General features: G+C 62.9%; 16 protein-coding genes. 5 read left to right on the top strand and 11 right to left on the bottom strand.

Annotated features, from left to right (window positions below):
• The first annotated feature begins 82 nt into the window (after positions 1-82).
• The gene (locus tag EJ076_RS29415) at positions 83-1,213 is read left to right on the top strand and encodes a hypothetical protein (protein WP_126070231.1); all 1,131 of its coding nucleotides are present in this window, start codon (positions 83-85) and stop codon (positions 1,211-1,213) included.
• A 2-nt stretch (positions 1,214-1,215) separates the two neighbouring features.
• Here EJ076_RS29415 and EJ076_RS29410 read toward each other — a convergent pair whose 3' ends face one another.
• The 6 genes from EJ076_RS29410 to EJ076_RS29385 form a co-directional block, all read right to left on the bottom strand.
• Positions 1,216-2,019: an RNA methyltransferase gene (locus EJ076_RS29410; protein WP_126070230.1), complete on the bottom strand. Its 804-nt coding sequence runs from the start codon at positions 2,017-2,019 to the stop codon at positions 1,216-1,218.
• A 218-nt stretch (positions 2,020-2,237) separates the two neighbouring features.
• The gene (locus EJ076_RS29405) at positions 2,238-2,582 is read right to left on the bottom strand and encodes a metalloregulator ArsR/SmtB family transcription factor (protein ID WP_109659611.1); all 345 of its coding nucleotides are present in this window, start codon (positions 2,580-2,582) and stop codon (positions 2,238-2,240) included.
• A gap of 145 nt (positions 2,583-2,727) precedes the next feature.
• Entirely contained in the window at positions 2,728-3,516 is a 789-nt protein-coding gene (locus EJ076_RS29400) for a HugZ family protein (protein WP_126070229.1), read from the bottom strand.
• A 31-nt stretch (positions 3,517-3,547) separates the two neighbouring features.
• Positions 3,548-4,723: a CaiB/BaiF CoA-transferase family protein gene (locus EJ076_RS29395; RefSeq protein ID WP_126070228.1), complete on the bottom strand. Its 1,176-nt coding sequence runs from the start codon at positions 4,721-4,723 to the stop codon at positions 3,548-3,550.
• Between the two features lie 6 nt (positions 4,724-4,729).
• On the bottom strand, positions 4,730-5,491 hold the full coding sequence (locus EJ076_RS29390; protein WP_109659617.1) for a 3-hydroxyacyl-CoA dehydrogenase: 762 nt from the start codon (positions 5,489-5,491) through the stop codon (positions 4,730-4,732).
• A 61-nt stretch (positions 5,492-5,552) separates the two neighbouring features.
• Complete coding sequence (locus tag EJ076_RS29385; protein ID WP_109661255.1) at positions 5,553-6,089, bottom strand: N-acetyltransferase; 537 nt, start codon at positions 6,087-6,089, stop codon at positions 5,553-5,555.
• Between the two features lie 273 nt (positions 6,090-6,362).
• On the opposite strand from EJ076_RS29385, the gene EJ076_RS29380 reads away from it, so the two are divergent.
• Positions 6,363-7,355, top strand: a complete 993-nt coding sequence (locus tag EJ076_RS29380) for a glutathione S-transferase family protein (protein WP_126070227.1) — start codon at positions 6,363-6,365, stop codon at positions 7,353-7,355.
• Position 7,356: 1 nt separating this feature from the next.
• On the opposite strand, the gene EJ076_RS29375 is transcribed toward EJ076_RS29380, so the two are convergent.
• Complete coding sequence (locus EJ076_RS29375; RefSeq protein ID WP_126070226.1) at positions 7,357-7,851, bottom strand: NUDIX domain-containing protein; 495 nt, start codon at positions 7,849-7,851, stop codon at positions 7,357-7,359.
• A gap of 71 nt (positions 7,852-7,922) precedes the next feature.
• On the opposite strand from EJ076_RS29375, the gene EJ076_RS29370 reads away from it, so the two are divergent.
• The gene (locus EJ076_RS29370; protein WP_126070225.1) at positions 7,923-8,846 is read left to right on the top strand and encodes a metallophosphoesterase; all 924 of its coding nucleotides are present in this window, start codon (positions 7,923-7,925) and stop codon (positions 8,844-8,846) included.
• Here the strand turns inward: EJ076_RS29370 and EJ076_RS29365 are convergent.
• The 4 genes from EJ076_RS29365 to leuA form a co-directional block, all read right to left on the bottom strand.
• The gene (locus tag EJ076_RS29365; RefSeq protein WP_126070224.1) at positions 8,830-9,447 is read right to left on the bottom strand and encodes a hypothetical protein; all 618 of its coding nucleotides are present in this window, start codon (positions 9,445-9,447) and stop codon (positions 8,830-8,832) included. The two genes, EJ076_RS29370 and EJ076_RS29365, sit on opposite strands and share 17 nt — an antisense overlap.
• A gap of 110 nt (positions 9,448-9,557) precedes the next feature.
• Positions 9,558-10,361, bottom strand: a complete 804-nt coding sequence (locus EJ076_RS29360; protein WP_126070223.1) for an alpha/beta fold hydrolase — start codon at positions 10,359-10,361, stop codon at positions 9,558-9,560.
• 193 nt (positions 10,362-10,554) lie between these two features.
• Positions 10,555-12,315 carry a tetratricopeptide repeat protein gene (locus tag EJ076_RS29355; RefSeq protein ID WP_126070222.1) on the bottom strand — a complete coding sequence of 587 codons (1,761 nt, stop codon included), beginning with the start codon at positions 12,313-12,315 and terminating at the stop codon, positions 10,555-10,557.
• A 184-nt stretch (positions 12,316-12,499) separates the two neighbouring features.
• Complete coding sequence (gene leuA, locus EJ076_RS29350; RefSeq protein ID WP_126070221.1) at positions 12,500-14,239, bottom strand: 2-isopropylmalate synthase; 1,740 nt, start codon at positions 14,237-14,239, stop codon at positions 12,500-12,502.
• A 423-nt stretch (positions 14,240-14,662) separates the two neighbouring features.
• Here leuA and EJ076_RS29340 point away from each other — a divergent pair, with 423 nt between their 5' ends.
• Positions 14,663-15,829 (top strand): ATP-grasp domain-containing protein, encoded by a 1,167-nt coding sequence (locus EJ076_RS29340; protein ID WP_126070219.1) that lies wholly within the window; start codon positions 14,663-14,665, stop codon positions 15,827-15,829.
• Between the two features lie 4 nt (positions 15,830-15,833).
• Positions 15,834-16,610 (top strand): esterase family protein, encoded by a 777-nt coding sequence (locus EJ076_RS29335; protein ID WP_126070218.1) that lies wholly within the window; start codon positions 15,834-15,836, stop codon positions 16,608-16,610.
• Positions 16,611-16,636: the final 26 nt, after the last annotated feature.

Genomic DNA, 16,636 nt, shown 5'->3' with positions numbered 1-16,636 from the left:
GCATGTCGTTGTCCCAAAACCGGTTCCCACTTTTGGGCGACATGCATTGGTTTGATGGTTGCCGTCCACAACGGGTAGTCACTTGGTTCAGTCGGTCCTGTTCTTCGTCCTCGGCTTTCTCTGCGCCGGTTTTCTGGCGCTTATGGTGGCTCCGGCCATATGGCGTCGCGCCGTCGCCCTGACGCGCAAACGTATCGAAGGCTCGATCCCTCTGACGCAAACCGAGATCCAGGCGGACAAGGACCGCATCCGCGCCGAGTACGCTATGTCGACGCGCCGCCTCGAAATCAGCGTCAAGGCGTTGCGCGAGAAGGCGGCCGAACAACTCGTCGAGATCAATCGCGGTCGCGAGGCCCTGAAGGGGCTGGCGGTCGAGCGCATGGACAAGAACCATGCGCTGACCGAACTCGGCGCCAAGAACGAAGCGTTGCATCAGCGCGAGGGCGAGTTGCAGCAGCTTTCGGAGCGACTCAAGGAGACCGAACGCAAGCTGGAAAAGCGCGCGCTCGAGCTGGAAAAGCTGGAGCACATGTATGACGACGCCAGTTTTTCCTCCAGCAGCCGGCAGATCGAGCTCGTGGCGCGCGAATCCGAAATGCAGAAACTCGCCAGTGACATTGCGCTGCTGCGCGGCCAGCGCAAGGAAGCGGACAGGCGCAGCCAGGAGATCGCGGCCGAAAGCAAGGCCGCGCGCGACGCCCTGAAAGCCGAGAAGAAAAGGACCGCCGAGCTCGACAAGAAGGTCGAACGGCTGCTGGCCACGCTTGCCGATCGCGAGGACAAGCTCGACCGCCGCGAAAAGGAACTGGCGCGCATGCGCGAAAAATCGAAAGCCGAAGATAGCGCACCGGCCTTGCGGCTGGTCGGCAAGGGCGGCGACGTTGCCAGGAGCGATGACCTCGACAAGGCGATCGCCAAGCTCGACAGCGACCGTGAGCGGCTCGAGGCGAGGCTGACGGCGCTGGCGCGCGAGAACAAGCGGCTGAAGGCGGATCTCACCGCGCTGGCCGCGTCCAATCCCACGGACGGCAGCTCCGCCCTGCGCGAGCAGATGAACGAACTGGCGGCGGAGGTCGTCCATCTGACGGCCAAGCTTGAGGGGCCTGGTTCGCCGATCGCCAAGGCGCTGGCGGCACCTTCGGATGCACGCTCCGGCAACCGCAGTCTTGCCGACCGCGTGCGGGATTTGCAGAAGGCTGACGCGACAAGCTGAGATCAGCTCTCTTTTGCCGAAAAATGATGCAGCGCGATGGCTGAGGCGGCTGCGACGTTCAGGCTGTCGAAACCTTCCGACATGGTGATCCGCACGCTATGCAGGCGTGCGAGCAGGCTGTCCGGCAAGCCTTCACCCTCGGTACCGAGATAGAGCGCCATGCGTTCACTCCGCTGCGCATCGCGGATGTCGGTCCGCCCGCGTGGTGAGAGCGCGAATTGTTCGAAGCCGCGCCGGATGAGCATTGCCGTGAAGCCGGCGGTGTCGGCGAACGATGCGAACGGGATCTTGAGCGCGGCGCCGACGGAAACGCGGATCGCCTTGCGGTAGAGCGGATCGCAACATGTCGCATCCAGCAGAACTGCGTCGGCGCCAAAGGCGGCGGCGTTGCGGAAGATCGAACCCATATTGTCATGGTTGGCGATGCCGACGAGCACCACGACCAACGCCTGGGCTGGCAAGGCATCGAGAAGAGCCTCAGCCGACTGCGGCGCCCCCTTGCGTCCCATGGCCAGGATGCCACGATGCATGTGAAACCCGGCGATTGCGTCCATCACCGCGCTGGTGGCGACATAGACGGGGAGGTCGGCCGGCGCCTTGCGCAGGATCTCCTCGAGACCGGCCAGCCGATTTTCCAGGATCAGCGCCGATTCGGCGGCAAAGCGCCCTGCCGAGAGCAGCAGGTCCAACACCACCTTGCCTTCGGCGACGAAGCGGCCTTGCCGGCCGGCGAGGTCACGCTCGCGGATGTCGAGATAGGCAGCGACGCGCGGATCTTGCGGGTCGTCGATGCGAATGGGATCCATGCATTCCTCGCGGCCGTCGCATCGGCCCGAATATCCGGAACGATCCCCGGCGCTCACCTTTGGCCAGGAAAGCACGATGCGACAATTCGCGACGATCAGCTACCTCTGTGCGCCCGGATGGGCGCATGTCGCTCTGACAACGATCAGCTACCTCTGTGCGCCCGGATGGGCGCATGTCGCTTTGAAATCGCCGGTGAGGTCAGCGGGCTACAGTGTGGTCAGGTTCCGGCACGGCGCAAACGGTGCGCCATCTGGGACAGGTCGTCCTTGCCGCTGCCGAAAATACCGTCCAGCATGTGGAGCAGTTCGCGCACGGCGTCGGATTTACAGGAATAGTAAATCATCTGCCGGTCGCGGCGTGTGTCGACGAGGTCGAGCGCCCGCAACTTGGCGAGATGCTGGGACAGGGCGGATTGGCTGAGCATCACCTTCTCGGCGATGGCGCCGACCGACATTTCACCCTCGGCGAGATAGCTCATGATCAACAGGCGCTTCTCATTGCCCATCAGCATGAGAAACTCTGCCGCCGCTTCGGCGTTGACGATTAGCTTTGTCGAGACCATCGATCCCCCATGCTTCTTGTTCATCCTGACGCCATGGGGGCAATGGCATCTGATTCCATAAACTCACTCGTGAATCGGCACATGCGATTCAACGTCACCAACAAAAGGTAGAGCATTTCATTTAAATCTCAAGTGTTGCTTTTGATCAATCATAATTAAGTCCAGTGCCGACGTCGACCGAGGCCCGTCCGACCCTGGCCATTTCGACCAGAACGTGTCGCAATTCGCGTGCTGCTGCCAAGGGTTGTGGGAAGAAGACCCGGCAAACATCGTCGCCCGACACCAGATCCATACCATCGGCATCGAATCCGGCAATTATCCAGCCGTTGCCGGACACTTTCGTGAAATGCTTTGCATAAACGGCGATCGCGTCGAGATGGTCGGCGTTCATGTGGTCGATGGCGGATTGTTCGCTCGTCGCCAGTTCCTCGACGATCGGTCCGCTTGTGAGCACATCCGATTGATCGAGCTGATAGGCCTTGCCGAAGCCGCCGTTGAGGCTGGCGCGTTGCGGCTCGAGGCGAAAAATCGAAAAGTCGCCGAGACCGGCGTAAAGTTTCGCCTTGGGATTGCGGTTGAGATAACGGCGCTCGGTGCGGGCGTGTTCGCTTGATCCGCGCTCAAGCCGTGCCGCCTGGCAGACCAGTGTCAGGCGCGGGTGCGCCAGCGGGTCACCTTTGCCGGGTTCGCCAAGCAACAGGGAGCAGCGCGGATCGGCAAGCAGGGCGCAGGTGTGCGCCGAGAGCATCGAAACCAGGATCAGCGGCGCGCCATCAATGTCGGTGGCCACGCCGACCCTGCTGGCCAGCGGCGAGCCGGTTTGCGGTTCGATCACCGCCAGAGCGCCAAAGCGGGCGTTGCGCAGAAGCGTCTTGCCCAGCCGGATCGCTTCGGCGTCTGTCTCGCGGATTACGTCCTTCTTCGGTTCGTCCAAGGCGTCACCGCAATAAGTTGATTTATCTTCTCTAGTTATCGGTCAGCAAGCCGGATTTGACAAGGTCGTCGATCTCGGCTTTCGCAAGGCCGAAACGTGCCAGTATTGTCGCCGGCGACAAATCGTCATCGCCGGGCATGGTGGCCAGTGTTGGTTGCAAGCTCGAGAAACGCGGCGCCGGGGCAGGGCGCTCGAATGCACCCGCCGTCACAAAGGCGTTGCGTGCCCGATTGTGCGGATGGTGCTTCGCCTCTTGCAGCGACAGGACCGGGGCAACGCAGGCATCGGTTTGGGCAAACAGCAGGTCCCAGTCGTCGCGCGATTTCTGCCGGACCCGATGGGCAATGGCCGCGCGCATCGGCGGCCACAATGCCCTGTCGTACTGGCCGGATACAAAGCGCTCGTCGAGCGGCAGCAGCCTGGCGAATTCGGCGAAGAACTGCGGCTCGAGGCAGCCGATGGCGATATGGCGGCCGTCTGACGTCTCATAAGTGTCGTAGAAGGGGGCGCCGGAATCGAGCAGGTTCGCGCCGCGCTTTTCGCTCCACAACCCGGCCGCCATGAAGGCGTGTAGCGGCGTCGCCAGCATCGAGGCGCCTTCGACCATCGCCGCGTCGATGACCTCCCCCTTGCCGGTGCGCGAGCGCTGGAACAGGGCGGCCAGCACGCCGGCAATCAGCATCATGGCACCGCCGCCATAGTCGGCGACAAGGTTGAGCGGCGGGACTGGGCGGGTGTCGGCATGGCCAATGGCGTGCAGCACGCCGCAATAGGCGAGGTAGGTGATGTCGTGGCCGGCACGCCCGGCGAGCGGGCCGTCCTGGCCGAAGCCGGTCATGCGGCCGTAGATCAGCGCCGGGTTGCGCGCCAGCACCGCTTCCGGGCCGAGACCAAGCCGTTCCATGACACCGGGACGAAAGCCTTCGAGCAACATGTCCGCCTTTTCGGCAAGGCGCAGCAGCAGATCGGTGCCTTCCCGGCGCTTCAGGTCGAGGCGCAGCAGTGCGCGGCCGTGGCGGTCGATGTTGTACTCATCCGGCAGCGACAGGAGCTGGCTCGTTCTCGCCCGTTCGATGCGCAGCACTTCGGCGCCCATCTCCGACAGCAACAGGCCGGCCAGCGGCACGGGGCCGAGCCCGGCCATCTCGATCACCTTCAAACCGGCAAGCGGACCGGTCTTCCCGGCAGCTGGCAAGCCGGCGCTCATGACCGTCTACTTCGGCGCCATGCGGATGGCGCCGTCGAGACGGATGGTCTCGCCGTTCAACATCTGGTTCTCGATGATGTGAAGGGCGAGAGCGGCATATTCGGACGGCTCGCCCAGACGCGATGGGAAGGGCACGGCGGCACCCAGCGAATCCTGCACCTCTTGCGGCATGCCGGCCATCATCGGCGTCTTGAAGATGCCGGGCGCGATGGTGCAGACGCGGATGCCGGAACGGGCAAGGTCGCGCGCCACCGGCAGCGTCATGCCGACGACACCGCCCTTGGACGCCGCATAGGCGGCCTGGCCGATCTGGCCATCATAGGCGGCAACCGAAGCGGTGTTGACGATGACGCCGCGCTCGCCACCTTGCAGCGGCTCGAGCTTCGACGCGCGCTCGGCGACGAGGCGGATCATGTTGAACGTGCCGATCAGATTGACTTCGATCACCTTGCGGTACTGATCGAGGGGATGAGGACCATCCTTGCCGATCGTCTTCACGCCAATGGCGATGCCGGCGCAATTGACCAGGATACGCGGCTCGCCAAGCTTGGCGGCGACGTCGGCGAGTGCAGCGGTTCCGCTGTCGGCGCTGCTGACGTCGCACTGGACGGCAATGCCGCCGATCTCGGCCGCGACCTTGGCCGCGCGATCAATACCGACATCGAAGATGGCGACGCGGGCGCCCTTGGCGGCCAGCGCGCGCGCCGTTGCCTCGCCAAGACCGGAGCCGCCGCCGGTGACGATCGCGATCTGGCCGTTCGGGTTCATGGCGTCATCCTTTGATCTCAGGAACAGTGGGACGGATCAGGCGCCAGATCGACGGGAAAGGTCAAGCCATCGCCGCGATGGGATCGGCCACCCTGGCCTGATCGGCGTGGCAGACCTCGCCCGAGAGCCTGGCGACCGCGCCCGGCGCGATCTCGTGCGACAGCAGCCGGTCGAGATCGACAGGGCGCGGCATCGAAATCTGGCCGCGCGGAATCCGCTTGAAACCGAGCGGACCGTAATAGGGTTCGTCACCGACCAACATGACCGCGGGCGCGCCGGCCTTGGCGGCGGCCTCCAGCGCGATCGCCACCAGTCGGCGGCCGATGCCGAGATTCTTGAAGGCCGGCCGCACCGCAAGCGGCCCGAGCATCAGCGCGCGACCGGCGCCGGCGGCGACGCGGGTCATGCGCACCGAGGCGACGACAAGGTCACCATCGACGGCGACAAAGGACAGCGAGCGTTCGTGCCCTCCGGCTTCGCGGATCTTGTAGGCGGCCAGCACAAAGCGGCCGGGCCCGAAGGCTTCGTCGTTGATGGCTTCGATCTGGAGGTCATGCACCGGGGTTTCCGGCAGGTATTTCACGTCGGCAAGGCTCATGGTCTTTGCGTTCCGGTAAGGAGGAAAGGTTTGCTGCAAACGGCAGCATTCGCCAGTCAGCGCTTCATCAAGCGCGGGCGCCCTTTCGTCGTCGGTCAAACCGGATCAAAGCAAAGTCGAACATGCGGATTGTCCGCTAGCATCAATTTCCTGCCGCTGCAATCGGCCGTTTTTGTCCGTCGTTTCTGCCAAGTGACGGTCTGTTCAGCACCTGACGTCTTCGACAGGGCAGCCTTGCGCCTACATAAACCAATGGGACGCAAGGAGATTTGCATGGGATTGCTGGTTGAAGGCAGGTGGCAGGATCGCTGGTATGACACGGCGGACAACGGCGGCAGGTTCGTGCGGACGCACTCGCAATGGCGCGACTGGATCACCGTTGACGGAGCGCCGGCCGAAGGCCGGACGCGCGGCTTCAAGGCCGAGCCCGGCCGCTATCATCTCTATGTCTCGCTTGCCTGTCCGTGGGCGCACCGGACGTTGATCTTTCGCGCGCTGAAGAAGCTGGAAGGCATCATATCGGTGTCGGTGGTGCATCATTTCATGGGCGCCAACGGCTGGACGTTTTTGGCTGAGGATGGCGCTACCGGCGATACACTTTACGGCCTCGACTTCCTGCACCAGATCTATGCCAAAGCCGATCCCGCCTATTCGGGCCGGGTGACGGTGCCGGTGCTGTGGGACAAAAAGGAGCAGACCATCGTTTCCAACGAGTCTTCCGAGATCATCCGCATGCTGAATTCGGCTTTCGACGAATGGGGCGATGCCAGGCTCGACTTCTATCCCGAGGACCTGCGCCGCGAGATCGACCGCATCAATGCGCTGGTCTATCCCGCGGTCAACAATGGCGTCTACCGCGCCGGCTTCGCCACCACGCAACGCGCCTATGAAGAGGCGTTCGGCGAACTGTTCGCGGCGTTGGATACGCTGGAGGAGCGGCTGTCAAAACAGCGCTATCTCGTCGGCAGCCGCATCACCGAGGCCGACTGGCGGCTGTTCACCACACTGGTGCGCTTCGACCCGGTCTATGTCGGCCATTTCAAATGCAATCTGCGCCGCATCGCCGACTATCCGAACCTGTCCAACTATCTGCGGGATCTCTATCAGGTGCCTGGCGTGGCCGGGACCGTGAACCTGCATCATATCAAGGCGCATTATTACGCCAGCCATCAGACGATCAATCCGACGCGGATCGTTCCGGTAGGGCCGGAACTGGATTACGGTGCACGGCATGACCGGGCGCGGTTCGAGAAAGCGGCGGCCTGATCTACCAGTAGGGCGAGGGCTGCTCGTCGCCAAAAATCTCGGCGATCCGGCGCAGCGTCGCCGGCGTCGTGCCCTCAGGCAAGCGGTCGAGCGGGAAGAAGCCAGCTTCGGCGATCTCGTGGTCCGGCAGCTTCGGCGCCGTCTGGCTGAAATGCTCGATCAGGTAGAAGCCGACATGGTCGCGGCGGCTGGCGCGACGATTGAAATGCATCGACTTCAGCACCGGCGGGGCGGTCAACGCGATGTTGCCTTCCTCGGCCAGTTCGCGTGCCAGTGCCTCGGCAAGCGTCTCACCGACTTCGACGCCGCCGCCGGGAAGCTGCCAGCCCGGCACATAAGTGTGTCGAATGAGGAAGACGGAATTGGACGCCGTGTCGTGGATCAGGCCGCGCACGCCAAGCGTCATCGGCCGCCGCAGCACGAAATAGAGATGGAACAGCCTGGCCCTGAGTCCAGCCCAGCCGGTCTGGCGGAAGGCATCTTCAGGTTTCGCCATCAGCTGCGAAACCGTGGGTGGAAAGGAAACCTTGTGTGGAAAGCCGCGCGCCCGTCGCCTATGAAAGAGAAATGTTCAGGCTCGCGCATATTTCCGATGTCCATCTGGGGCCGCTCCCCGATGTATCCTATCGCGATCTCGCCTCCAAGCGTGTGCTCGGCTACGTCAACTGGCAGCGCAACCGCCGCCGCCATATGCATGACGCCGTCATCGACACGATCGTGGCCGACGTCAAGGCGAACGCGCCTGACCACCTCGCCGTCACCGGCGACCTGGTCAATCTGGCGCTCGACGGCGAGATCGAGATGGCCAAGCACTGGCTGGAGACGCTGGGATCGCCGCACGATGTTTCGGTCGTTCCGGGCAACCATGACGCCTATGTGCCCGGCGCCTTCGACAAGGTCTGCCGATCCTGGGCGGCGTGGATGAGCGGCGACGGCGTCAACACGCCGGTCGACCGCAACGCCTTCCCCTATCTGCGCGTGCGCGGCAATGTCGCGCTGATCGGTGTCTCGACGGCACGCGCCACAGCACCCTTCATGGCCAATGGTTTCTTCATGGAAGGCCAGGCGGAGCGGCTTGGTAAAATCCTCGGGGATACCGCCGGACAGGGGCTGTTCCGCGCCATCATGATCCACCATCCGCCGGTGCGCGGCGCGGTCCCGCAGCACAAGCGGCTGTTCGGCATCGCCCGCTTTCACAAGATCATTCGCCGCCATGGCGCCGAACTTGTGCTGCACGGCCATTCGCATCTGCCGTCGCTGTTCTTCATCGGCGGTCGAGGCGTCAGGATCCCGGCGGTCGGCGTCGCTGCCGCCGGCCAGGCGCCGGGCGGCAAGCACCCGGCGGCGCAGTACAATCTGTTCGACATCGACGGTGAAAAGGGAAACTGGCGAATCCGACTGACACGGCGCGGCCTGACCGGGCCGTCCATACCGCCATCCGATCTGCAGACGCTGGAGTTTGGCGCCGAGGCCGCTATGGCCGCAAGTTGACAACCATGGCCACAATGCGGTCCCAGAACAGGACGACCGACACCACAAGGCCGACCAGTGCGCCGGCAGCGACCAGGCCAAGCCCGGACAGAAAGGCCGACCAGCGCTTGCTGCGCGTCGTCGCACGCAGTGGTGGTTCGGCTTCCGGGACATTGGCGCGTTTCATGCCGGCGATAGCCGGTTCGACCCCGCCTTCCATCATCCTCTGACGCTCGACGATGCGCTCGGCGACATAGCGCGTCACGGAATCGGCAACCGGCTTCATCTCGGTGGATTCGGCAAGCACCACCCGGCCGATGCGGGTGTCCTTGAGGAAGCGATAGGTGCGGCGGTCGCGTCCCATGGCGACATGGCTGACGGCGTCGATCCACAGGCGCGGCTGCAAGCCAGACGAGACGACAAAGTCGAAATTGTCCATGTCGGCGGGAACATCGGCAAAAACCGGCGCCAGCTCGGCGGCAAGCAGATCGAGGCGCATGCGATGCGCCTCGCGCATATCGACGACGACGTCGTCACGGTCGGCGAAGGCATTTTTCACATCACGGATGGCATCGGACAGTTTCTTCGACTGGTCGACGGTCTTCTCGCCTGCTTCCTTCATCGGCGTTTGCCTCGCGGGTTTGGTTAACATGGGGTTAACACAGCCGCCGGCAAAATGCACTGGCGAGATCGATGGGATCGAGGCTCAGGAAAATGTTGTGCGCGAAAAGGTCAGCTGGCCGCGGCGGCAAATTTCTGGCGATGCGGCCTGGCGCGGCGCCTGGTGTTGCGGCGAATGATCTCGGCAACGAGCTTGGGCGCTTCCTCGGTCAGCATATGGCCGGCCTCCAGCACATGGTGCACGTGAAAATGCGCCGGCAGATCATCCGCCTGGGTAAAGGGCAGCACCGCGTCGTCGGTTCCCCACACCACCATCACCGGCATGTTCAGGCTGTCGAGACGATCATGCGGGATGACGCCTTGCCGATCGCCCATGGTCATGGCGACTGCGATCTCGACGAGTTTTTCCAGTTGGCCGGGTCGCCGGCGCATTTCCCAGAGAGCGTCCACGGTGCGATCGAAGGGCCGGGTCCCTGGCCCTGACATAGCGACGAGGCAGGCCCTGATCTCGGACCGATCGGCTGCGCCAGCATAGCGACGCAACAGTGGTCCGTTGATCTCGGGGCCAAGGCCGCCCGGCGCCAGAAGCGTCAGCGAGGCTATTCTTTCGGGCGCAGCCAACGCCATCAGCGCCGCCACCGCGCCGCCCATCGAGTGGCCCACGAGATGAACGCGCTTCAGGCGACGCTCCGAGAGATCGGCAAGTACGGCCCTTGCCGCCACCTTGGCCGGACCGGCGGCGGGAAAATCGAGCGACAACCCATGCCCCGGCAGATCATAGGCCAGCGTGTGCGTGGAAGGCGCCAGGGCGGAAATCACCTCGCGCCAGACATCGTGGCAGCCGCCGAAACCATGCAGCAGGACAATGGCCTTCGAGCCAACACCCTGTTCGGCGGCAAAAAGCGATGCGGTCATGAAAGCTGATTTTTGCTGTTGTCAGGATGCGGAACACCAATTGTGGCTGGATTGCTCCTAGTCCACAGCGATGGCCAGTAAAATTTTCGCGATTTGTACGGTTGCGGACAGAACTCGACGCTGACCGGCATCATGCGAAAGAGCGCAGGAAATCCATCGAACGCGGCGCGCTCGATCCGGACGTCGATTGGTGTCAGCTTGGGTTGCCGAGCCCGGCTGCGCGCAGCGCCTGGACCAGCCGCTCGGTCAGGTCGGCCGGATATTTCCGCTCGACGAAGGTCGCGCGCGGATCGGCGGCAAATTTAGGGAATTCGGTAGTCAGTTGGTTCAGCAGTGTGCTCACCAGGTGGTCCTGTCCGGCAGCCTTGGCGCCGATCAACCGTGCCGCCAGATAGTGCGATTTCGTTGCCGTCGTTCTCAGTGCCATGCTGGCCGCGATGGCCTTGTTCATGTCGCCCTGCATGAACTCACCGACGAACAGCCCGTAATCCCACCATGTCGAGTGCCCGCTGAAGGTCTCCGCCGCATGGTCGAGGATCGGCGTTCCCTCAGCATAGCGACCGGCGAATATCAGCCCGTAGCCGTAAGCGGCAGCCATGCCGAGATCATAGGGATTGAGTTCATAGGCCTTGCGCATCCAGCGGATCGCTTCGTCGGTGTTGCCGAGGCGCGAACTGACGTAGCCGTAGGAGCGATGCGCATAAGGGCTTGTCGGCCCCATCTGCACGCCGCGATGGGCAAACTCCACCGCTTTTTCAATCGTCGCATTGGGCGGATAGGCGTAATGATCGGAGACCGCCTCGAGATGCAGGGAGGCAAGTTCCGAATAAACGAGCGAGGATTTCGCTCCGCCATTGGCCAGTTTCTCGAGGCAGCGATAGGCAGCCTCATGGGTCCTGGCGTTCTGGTCGAGATAATATTTGTCGTTGAGCAGCAGGCATTGCGTCAGACCGTTTGGCGCACCGGTCTGCTCGATATAATTGTAGATCGTGCCCGAGGCGGGGAGGGCTGAACTCAGCATATCGGCGATACGGTCTTCGACCGCGGCAGGTGCGTTGTCGGCAGGGGTCAGATTGCGCGAAAGAAGCACCCGTCCGGACGCCATGCTTTGCAGCTCGATGGTGATGTCGCCCGCGTCCGGTCCAGGCAGGATGTCGAATATGAAGCTCGTGGTATCGTCGGCCGGATCGGTGGCGGTGTCGCGGCCGATGAAGTCGATCGTATCGAAGCCGCTCAGGCCGGCGCGCAGCGACGCGGCAACACGGCTGGCGTAGGTGCCTTCAGCCTTGAGGCCGATATAGACTTGCGGCAGGGCGTCAGCCATTGCCGTTGGCACGATGCTTCCGGTTGCGCCGGCGTTCTCGATCGTTGCCGACATGTCGCCGCCCGTCAGCAAGGCAGTGCTGCCCTGACGAAGGATCAATACGCCCAGCATGGCGATAACCAAGGCGATCGCCACCCAGAAGAAGCGGAGATGACGCGCCACCGAGGGGGCGGGCGAAGACGGTACGGAAGCCAGCGATGCCGCGTGCAGCATGCCCGTGCTGGCGTTGGGCGGATCGGCGGATACCGTGGCGTCGAGTTTGAGCTCGGCAACATCCGGCAGCCGGATCGCGTTCAGTTCATAGGCAGGAACATAGCCGCCGCGCGGAATGGCGATGCGGACGGGTTCGGCAATGCCCTCATTGGCAAAATAGTGCTGTAGAAGCTCGCGCAGCCTGCCTGCCTGCACCCGCACCACGGCATCGGTCGACGGATCGAAATCGCCGTCCTTGCCGAAAACATCCATGGCAATGGAGAAGCCCTTGAGCCTGTCGCCTTCGCCGGCCTGTTCACGTTCGACAAGATAACGCAGCAGCTTGCGCGCACGCTCGGACCGGCCGAACGTTTGGCTGGCAAGCAGTCGCTCCAGTGTCTCGCGCACTGCGGGGGCGGCAGGCGTGGCATGCTGCAAGTGTCGATCCTCTCGAAGTCGGCACAGGTTGAGGTGCGATCATATAGCTCCCGCACCGCCACACAAGTATCCACCCATTATGCGATCACGTACCCCACCGGATAGTTCCGCGGTGGTTAATGGCCCGAAAGATCGGAACCGCTCACCCGGTTGGGACGGTCCCGATCTTTGCTCCGGTCGTGCGTCAGCCGGCTTTCTTGCCAACGATGCGGTTGGCGGCGGACATCACCGCTTCCAGCGAGGCGGCGACGATGTTGGTGTTAATGCCGGCGCCGAACAGTTTACCACCAGGATATTCCATCTCGACATAGGAAATGGCCGAGGCGTTCGAGCCGCGCTGCAACGAGTGCTCGGAATAGTCGAGCACCGACATCTCGACGCCGAGATGACGCGACAGCGCATCGACGAAGCCGTCGATCGGACCGGTGCCTGTGCCTGTGATCGTAATTTCCTTACCCTGGTCGAGGATGACCGCCTCAACCACGCGCCGGCCCTTGATTTCGGTGCTGGGGTAGGTGTGATGATCGAGGAATTTCAGCCGCGCGGCAGGCTGGTCGACATAGGTTTCAAGAAAGCGCTCGTAGATGCGCCTGGCCGGCACTTCCTTGCCCTCAGCGTCGGTGATCGCCTGGATCTCCTGGCTGAATTCGATCTGCAAATTGCGCGGCAGGTTGAGGCCGTAATCGGCCTGCAGCACATAGGCGATGCCGCCCTTGCCGGACTGCGAGTTGATGCGGATGATGGCTTCGTAGCTGCGTCCGACATCGGCCGGATCGATCGGCAGATAGGGCACCTCCCACAGGCTCTTATTGGCCTTCTTCAGCGCCTTCATGCCCTTGTTGATGGCATCCTGGTGCGAGCCGGAAAAGGCGGTGTAGACGAGCTCGCCGACATAGGGGTGGCGCTCGGGGATCCTCAACTGGTTCGAATATTCGTAGACGTCCTTCATCCGGTTGATGTCGGAGCAGTCGATCAAGGGATCGACACCTTGCGTGTACATGTTGAGCGCCAGCGTGACGATGTCGACATTGCCGGTGCGCTCGCCATTGCCGAACAGCGTGCCTTCGACACGATCGGCGCCGGCCATCAGGCCGAGTTCGGTGGTGGCGATGCCGGTGCCGCGGTCATTATGCGGATGCAGCGAGACCAGCAGGTTCTCCCTGTTGTCGAGGTTGCGGCACATCCATTCGATGCGGTCGGCATAGATGTTGGGTGTCGACATCTCGACCGTCGAAGGCAGGTTGACGATCAGCTTGTTGTCCGCCGTCGGCCTGACGATCTCGGTGACGGCGTTGCAGATCTCCAGCGCCACTTCGAGCTCGGTACCGGTAAAACTCTCCGGCGAATATTCGAAACGAAAGCCGCCGCCGGCCTTGGCCGCCATGTCGGTGATCATCTTGGCCGCGTCGGTGGCGATGCGCTTGATGCCGCCGACGTCCTTTTCGAAGACGACGCGGCGCTGCAATTCGCTGGTCGAATTGTAGAAATGGACGATCGGGTTGGTGGCGCCCTTGAGCGCCTCGAAGGTGCGGGTGATCAGTTCGGGCCGGCACTGCACCAGCACCTGGAGCGAGACACCGGCGGGTACGTTGCCTTCCTCGATGCACCAGCGGGCAAAGTCGAAATCGGTCTGCGAGGCCGACGGGAACCCGATCTCGATCTCCTTGAAGCCCATGTCGAGCAGCAAGCCGAACATGCGCGCCTTGCGCTCGTGGCCCATCGGGTCGATCAGCGCCTGGTTGCCGTCGCGCAGATCGACCGAGCACCAGATCGGCGCCTTGTCGATGATCTTCGAGGGCCAGGTGCGGTCGGTGAGGCCGACGGTGGGATAGGGCTGATACTTGCGGGCTGCGTCAGGCATCCCTCTGGCCGCATCCTTGCCGGCTACCGCGGCATCGGAACGGATCTCTTCTCGTGCGTTCATCGTCGTTTCTCCCGGCGGCTCATGGATCCACCTTCAGGTGGATTGATGGCGAGCGGCGCCTTTACCAGAATTTCGTTCGCTTAATGTGATTGCCAAGGAGCATGCGCTTGCGCGGCGGTTCGACCGCCGGGCGCTCCTTCAGCGAACCCGGCGATCGCCGATAAGGCCGAGAAGAAGCAGGGCCGAAGCCAACGCGCGCACGGTCTCGCCGGAAAAACCGGCCGGACGGGAAGCGTTGGTGGCGCGCGTGTTCATGGCGGTTCTCATACAGGAGCGGCTTGTGAGAGGCAAGTGGGGCCACATGGCGGGCCGGGATCTGTCGGATATTTTCCCGAACGCGCGTGCTCTTCCCCAGGCGCGGCAAATGCGCCAGACTTGGGCATCGACGGGTTGCGATGTCCCGTCGCCGGGAGGGGGTCGTCCATGAATTTCGTGTTCTTCTCGCCGCATTTTCCCGCCAATGGCGCGGATTTCTGCGACCGTTTGAAGAAGGCCGGGGCCAGGGTGCTCGGTATCGGTGACGCACCCTATGACGCGCTCGACGCCAAGCTGAAAGCAGCCCTTTCGGAATATTACCGCGTCGCCGACATGGAGGACTACGATCCGGTGTTCCGGGCGATGGGGCATTTCATCCACAAATGGGGCCGCATCGACCGCTTTGAATCGCTCAACGAGCACTGGCTGGAGCTGGAAGCCAACATCCGCACCGACTTCAACATCTATGGCACCAAGCTCGATTTCGTGAAGAATCTGAAGCGCAAGAGCCGCATGCGCGCCTTCTTCCGCAAGAGCGGCGTCGACACCATCGCCCAGCGCAAATGCTCCGACCGAACCGGGGCCATGACCTTTATCCGCCGCGTCGGCTATCCCGTCGTGGTCAAGCCCGACAGCGGCTCCGGCGCCTCGAACACCTTCAAGATCTCCAATGCCAAGGAGCTCGACCAATTCTTCAGGGACAAGCCCGAGGACGTGACCTTCGTCATGGAGCAGTTCATCGAGGGGCTGGTGGTGACCTTCGACGGGCTGGTCAACCGCGACGGCGAGGTGGTGCTGGCGGCCAGCCACCGCTACGACCAGAGCGTCATGGAGGTGGTCAACAAGGACCGCCACATGAGCTACATCTGCTTTCCCAGGATCAACCCGGCGGTCGAGGAGGCCGGTCGAAAGATCCTGAAAGCATTCGACGTGCGCGAACGCTTCTTCCACATTGAGCTGTTCGAGACCAGGGACGACCGGGTCATCGCGCTGGAGGTCAACATGCGCCCGCCCGGCGCCTGGATGACCGATGCGATCAACTATACGTTCGACATCGACGTCTATGGGGCATGGGCCGATATGGTGGTGAAAGATGTCGCCGGCGGCCCTTACGAGGGCAAGTATTTCACCGCCTATGCCAGCCGCAAGCGGCACTTGCGGTATTTGCATAGCCATGAGGACGTGCTAGCCGCGCACCGCGACAAGATCGTCCACCATCAGGCCATCGAAGAGGTTTTCAGCCGCGCCATGGGAAATTACGCCTATCAGATGCGCTCGAGAGACGAAGCCGCGCTGCGCGAGGCGGTCGCCTATATCCACGCGGAAAAGGCGTGAGGCGATGGACATTTCCTATCACAAGAGTTTCTCGAGCCAGCTCGGCCGCGACATGGAATACAAGCGCTACGGCCATGCCGGCCGGCCGGTGGTGGTGTTCCCGACCTCGCAGGGGCGGTTCTACCAGTTCGAGGATTCCGGTGGGGTGGGCGCACTGGCCGAATTCATCGACACCGGCCGCATCCAATTGTTCACGGTCGACGGCGTCGATTCGGAATCCTTCTTCGACAAGCATGCCGACGCCGCCCACCGCATCGCCCGTCACGAGGCCTATTTCCGCTACGTGCGCGAGGAGGCGCTGCCGGAATTCCTGTCGACAGCCGAGCAAGCCAATGGCGGGCGCAAGCTGAAGCCGCTGTTCTCGGGCTGCTCGATGGGCGGCTACCATTCGTCGAATTTCGTCTTCCGCTTTCCGGAACTGGCCAGCGGCGTCATCGCGCTGTCGGGCGTCTATTCGGCCCGCGACTTTTTCGGCAAGGCGCTTGAAGGCGACATTTTCTACAACTCGCCGCTCGACTATCTGCCCGGCATCGTCGATCCCAAACTGCTTGCCCGGCTGAAGGCGCTCAGGCTGATCTTCTGCTGCGGGCAGGGCGCTTGGGAAGAGCGGATGCTGGTCGAGACGCGCCGGCTGGAACAGATCTTGCGCGACAAGTCCATTCCGGCCTGGGTCGATTATTGGGGTGGCGATGTCAGCCATGACTGGCCGTGGTGGCACAAGCAACTGGTCTATTTCTTCGGCCGCTGGCTGGATGAGGATCTGATGCACAGGCTCGACTGAGGTGCATTGATATTCAGGTGAGGCTG

Origin of the sequence: Mesorhizobium sp. M7D.F.Ca.US.005.01.1.1, from assembly GCF_003952545.1 — a bacterium.
Classification (GTDB): Bacteria; Pseudomonadota; Alphaproteobacteria; order Rhizobiales; family Rhizobiaceae; genus Mesorhizobium; species Mesorhizobium loti.
This window is presented reverse-complemented; position numbering and strand designations above follow the sequence as displayed.